3 protein-coding genes and 2 pseudogenes are annotated in these 4,923 nt (G+C 52.0%); 4 read left to right on the forward strand and 1 reads right to left on the reverse strand.

Going from position 1 to position 4,923, the window contains the following annotated elements; genetic code table 11:
* Positions 1 to 656, reverse strand: a pseudogene (gene purH, locus QCH34_RS06720) (bifunctional phosphoribosylaminoimidazolecarboxamide formyltransferase/IMP cyclohydrolase); the annotation flags it as partial.
* Positions 657 to 996: 340 nt separating this feature from the next.
* On the opposite strand from purH, the gene QCH34_RS06725 reads away from it, so the two are divergent.
* From QCH34_RS06725 to QCH34_RS06740, 4 genes and pseudogenes are all read left to right on the forward strand, one after another.
* On the forward strand, positions 997 to 1,518 hold the full coding sequence (locus tag QCH34_RS06725; RefSeq protein ID WP_300332097.1) for a nucleotide exchange factor GrpE: 522 nt from the start codon (positions 997 to 999) through the stop codon (positions 1,516 to 1,518).
* Positions 1,519 to 1,523: 5 nt separating this feature from the next.
* On the forward strand, positions 1,524 to 3,353 hold the full coding sequence (gene dnaK / locus QCH34_RS06730) for a molecular chaperone DnaK (protein ID WP_300332098.1): 1,830 nt from the start codon (positions 1,524 to 1,526) through the stop codon (positions 3,351 to 3,353).
* A gap of 5 nt (positions 3,354 to 3,358) precedes the next feature.
* Complete coding sequence (gene dnaJ, locus QCH34_RS06735) at positions 3,359 to 4,492, forward strand: molecular chaperone DnaJ (protein WP_300332099.1); 1,134 nt, start codon at positions 3,359 to 3,361, stop codon at positions 4,490 to 4,492.
* Between the two features lie 82 nt (positions 4,493 to 4,574).
* Positions 4,575 to 4,923: pseudogene (locus QCH34_RS06740) on the forward strand (RNA methyltransferase); the annotation flags it as partial.

Genomic DNA, 4,923 nt, shown 5'->3' on the forward strand with positions numbered 1-4,923 from the left:
TAGACGGCAGCCTGCTGGTGCGGATTCTCCCCGTACCTGAGCATTCGTCCGGACTGGAACTGGACCGTCAGGACAGACGGGAAGGTGGAGTCCAGGCTGCTTAGATAGTTGCTGATGGCAGCATCATAGGCAGCAGTCCTGGCAAACGCCTTTTTTGCAAGGGAGAGACGGAGTGAAGCAGAAACCGTTCCCTCTGCCATTGCAGTTTCAATCGCCGGGTAATCAGCAGGATCGCAGCAGACAAGAACATCCCTGTAGTTCTTGGCAGCGGCCCTGATCATAGCAGGACCGCCAATATCGATGAACTCAACCAGTTCTTCAAGAGGGAGATCCTGTGCGGACATGGCTTCGAATGGATAGAGGTTCACAACCAGCAGATCGATTCCGGGGATACCGTGCTCCGCCATAACGGAATCATCGATCCCACGCCTGCCGAGGAGACCGCCATGGATCTTCGGATGGAGGGTCTTTACCCGGCCATCCATCATTTCAGGAGAGCCGGTGTAGGCAGAGACCTCGGTGAAGGGTATGCCAGCGTCTTTAAGCGCCTTGCCGGTACCACCTGAACTCAGGATACTGACGCCTGATTCATGAAGAACGCGGGCAAATGCAACAATTCCTGTCTTATCCCAGACAGAGAGGAGAGCCGTTCTCATGTGAGAACTATTGATCGTCAGGATTATTAGAACTCACCCATACCTGACATCCACCAGGAAATGTGAGAAGACGCGATGGGAGCCATACATGATCTTGTACAACTCTCATCAGATAGGGTTTTCACCCGCCTGCGCCCCCTGATCTGCCCTTCGTTCATCCATCACACCCATTAAACGCCATACTCCTATAAAATGTTCAGAAATTGAAAATACGGCTATTTTGCTTCTTCGTATGAATGATACACCGGAGGGCATCCAACACCCATTTACGTAAGGTAAAGGTTAAATTTATATAGAACTGCATTGCAATAGATAGTGTAACACTTTGATGTGATCTTCTATGGAGGATGATGAAACCCAGAGACAGGAAGAGATTGTGAGCAATGAGAGTGAAGCGAGCGAGGTTAAAGATGAAGGAGATTCCATAGTGACTCAGGAAGCATATGAGGAACTCAATAATAAATTCCTCAGGCTCGCTGCTGACTTTGAGAATTTCAAAAAGAGATCCGCACGGGAGAGGGAACAGATCCTCAGGTTCGCAAATGAACAATTTGCACTGGAGATACTGGATATTCTCGACAATTTCGAGCGGGCGCTCAAAGCAGAAGATGCTGATCCCAAAGAGGGGCTTTCGCAGATTCACAAATTATTCCTCTCAATCCTGGAGAGAAACGGCATCACCCCCATCGAATGTGCAAATGTCCGCTTCAACCCAAATGAGCATGAAGCGATCGCAGCCATCCCCTCAGATGAGGAAGAGGGAACGATTGTCGATGAGGTATGCCGCGGGTATTGCATGCATGATAAAGTGATACGATGCGCCAAAGTGGCAGTATCGCAGGGTAAACAAAATAAAGAGTGATAAAAATGGCAGAAAAAATTCTTGGAATTGATCTTGGAACGACATACTCCTGCATGGCGATTATGGAAGGGGGAACCCCGAAGGTGATCCCAAACTCCGAAGGCGCCAGGACAACCCCCTCGGTTGTTGCATTCTCAAAAGATGACGAGCGCCTTGTCGGGAGTGTTGCAAAACGCCAGGCTGTAACGAATCCGACCAGAACTATCGCCTCGATCAAGAGGAAGATGGGAACGAATGAAACCGTTGCAATCGGCGATAAGAAGTATACTCCCCAGGAGATCTCGGCGATGGTGCTTCAGAAGCTGAAGGTCGATGCCGAAGCTTATCTTGGAGAGAAGATCACAAAGGCCGTCATCACCGTGCCAGCATACTTCAATGATGCACAGCGTCAGGCAACAAAGGATGCCGGCAAGATTGCAGGCCTTGAAGTGATGCGGATCATCAACGAGCCAACAGCAAGCTCGCTTGCCTACGGCCTTGACAAAGAGGGTGAGTCGACCGTCCTCGTCTATGACCTTGGCGGCGGTACATTCGATGTCTCGATCCTGACACTTGGCGATGGCGTTTTTGAGGTACTCTCAACTAATGGTATCAACCAGCTTGGTGGAGATGACTTTGATGACCGGATTATTGGTTTCTTAATCGATGACTTCAAGAAGAAGGAGGGAGTCGATCTCAGGAAAGATCCGGTTGCACTGCAGCGGCTGAAGGATGCAGCAGAACGTGCAAAGATCGATCTCTCGACCCTTCAGAAGACGAATATCAACCTCCCCTACATCACCACATCAGACTCGGGACCGAAATTCCTCGACACCGATCTGACCCGTGCAAAGTTCGAGCAGCTGATTGGGGATCTCGTTGACAAGACGATCGATCCTGTGAAGAATGCACTGAAGGATGCAGGACTTGAGGCAAAGGATATCTCGCATGTTCTCCTCGTCGGCGGTTCAACCCGTGTTCCGCTCGTTGTCGAAACCGTCAAGCGGATCACCGGCAAGGAACCTGACAAGGGTATCAACCCCGATGAATGTGTTGCACTCGGTGCAGCGATCCAGGGTGCAGTCCTCTCCGGAGAAGCAAAGGATGTCGTCCTCCTTGATGTGACACCGCTCACGCTCGGTATTGAGACGCTCGGCAATATCGCCACCCAGCTCATCGAGAGGAACACGACAATCCCGACACGGAAGAGCCAGATCTTCTCAACCGCAGCAGACGGACAGACGAGTGTCGAGATCCATGTCGTCCAGGGAGAACGCCAGTTTGCACGTGACAACTTCTCTCTCGGCAGGTTCCAGCTGACCGGAATCCCACCGGCACCCCGTGGAATTCCGCAGATCGAGGTGACATTCGATATCGATGCAAACGGTATCGTACATGTCTCTGCAAAGGATCTCGGTTCCGGCAATGAGCAGTCGATTACGATCACCGGGAAGAAAGATCTCGCAGATGATGATATCGACAAGATGGTCAAAGATGCCCAGCTTCATGAAGAGGAAGACAAGAAGAAGCGCGAGGAGATCGAGATCAGAAACAATGCCGACATGGCAGCATACTCTGCCGAGAAGCTGATCAAGGAGAGCGGCGACAAGCTTGACGATGAGGATAAGACCTCCATCGAAGAGGCTGTAGCCGCACTCAAGACAACACTTGAGGGCGAAGACACCGTTGCCATCAAGGAGAAGATGGATGCCCTTCAGGAAGCTGTCTTCAAAGTCACCACAAAACTCTACCAGAAGGCAGGTGAGGCGGCACAGGAAGCAGGTGCAGGCCCTGAAGCAGGAAAACCTGATGACGATACCGTCGTCGATGCCGACTACGAAGTCAAGAAAGAGTGAGCTGAATGGTTGCGGAGAGCTACTATGACACTCTTGGCGTTCCGAGGAACGCACCGGAGAAAGATATAAAGAGAGCCTACCGCAACCTCGCCCGGAAATATCATCCGGATGTCTGCAAAGAGGAGGGTGCTGAGGATCGTTTCAAAAAGATCAACGAGGCCTACAGCATCCTCTCCGATGCCGATAAACGCCGCCAGTACGACCAGCTTGGTCATGAGGCATATACCAATGCCTCGAAGGGAAGCTACAGTGGTGCAGGTAGTGCAAACTACGGTTTCTCTTCAGACTTCTCCGGTTTTGGAGATATATTCGACTCTTTCTTTGGAGGAAGAGGTGCGAGGGGCGGACCACAGCGGGGAGCCGATCTCCTGATGAGAGTATCGGTTTCGCTCCGTGATGCTGTCTTTGGAACAGACCGGGATGTCAGGGTGATGCATGCCGAACCCTGCCCTGATTGTGATGGAACCGGGAGTGCCAACAAGCGCCAGACGACCTGTTCCCGGTGCGGCGGAAGCGGGCAGATGCGATCTGTCAGCCAGTCCCTCTTCGGCCAGTTTGTCAGGATGACAACCTGTACCGAATGTAATGGAAAGGGAAAAGTGCCCGAGCAGACCTGCAAATCATGTAACGGGAGCGGGCACACCCAGGTCCAGAGGACGATCACCGTCCATATCCCCGCAGGTGTTGAGCCGGGCATGCGGCTCCGGATGGAAGGATATGGCGAGGCCGGGGATTATGGCGCCCCGACAGGGGATCTCTATATTGAAGTCCTGGTGGAGCCCGACAAGCGGTTTGACCGGAAAGGCGACAATCTAGAGACCGCAGTCCAGATCACGCCATCACAGGCTGTCCTTGGATCAGAGGTAGAGATAGAGACAATTGATGACCGCAAAGTCAGTCTCAAAATACCATCAGGCATCCAGTACGGAACCGCCCTCAGGATCCCCGGCGAAGGGGTACGGAGGCGTGGAAGGCCGGGCGACCTGCATGTGCGGGTGCTTATCATAACGCCAAAGAGCCCTGATGCCGAGGTAAAAGAGCTCTATCAGAAGATCCGGGATCTTGAGATGAAGACAGAACAGAGCGGAGAGGGAACATCAGGGAAGAAAGGCTTCTTTGAGAAGGTAATGGGCAGATAACCCTTTAAAACTCTCATTTTTGTATCTTTTTTGAATTCAGCCTGCACAGGTATTTCAGCTCATATTGCCAATATATATACGGATGAATCTGCTTTTTGAACTCTCCGGAGAACACCCGGATCTGCCTGCGGCTGAGATTGGATGTGTCGGGAAGGTGCTTGCAACAGCTCCTCAGGTGGCCATTGCGAGCTGCCCGGTTCCGGAAGATACTCTCCGGCTCTCCCAGACCCATGTCGTGATGGAGTATCTTGGCGAATGTTCTGCAGATAAAGAGGCATTTGCCTCACTTCTCAGGGATCTCGCTCTGGCCCCGGAAGAGCCGTTCTCCTGCCGGATCAAAAGGATTCATCCTGCTGATCTTCCTGCACCAAAGATGGAGCTGGAGAAGATGATGGGCAATTCCATCGATGGTGCCGTCTCACTGAAGAATC

This window comes from Methanocalculus sp., assembly GCF_029762515.1.
In the GTDB taxonomy this organism is placed as follows: Archaea; Halobacteriota; Methanomicrobia; order Methanomicrobiales; family Methanocorpusculaceae; genus Methanocalculus.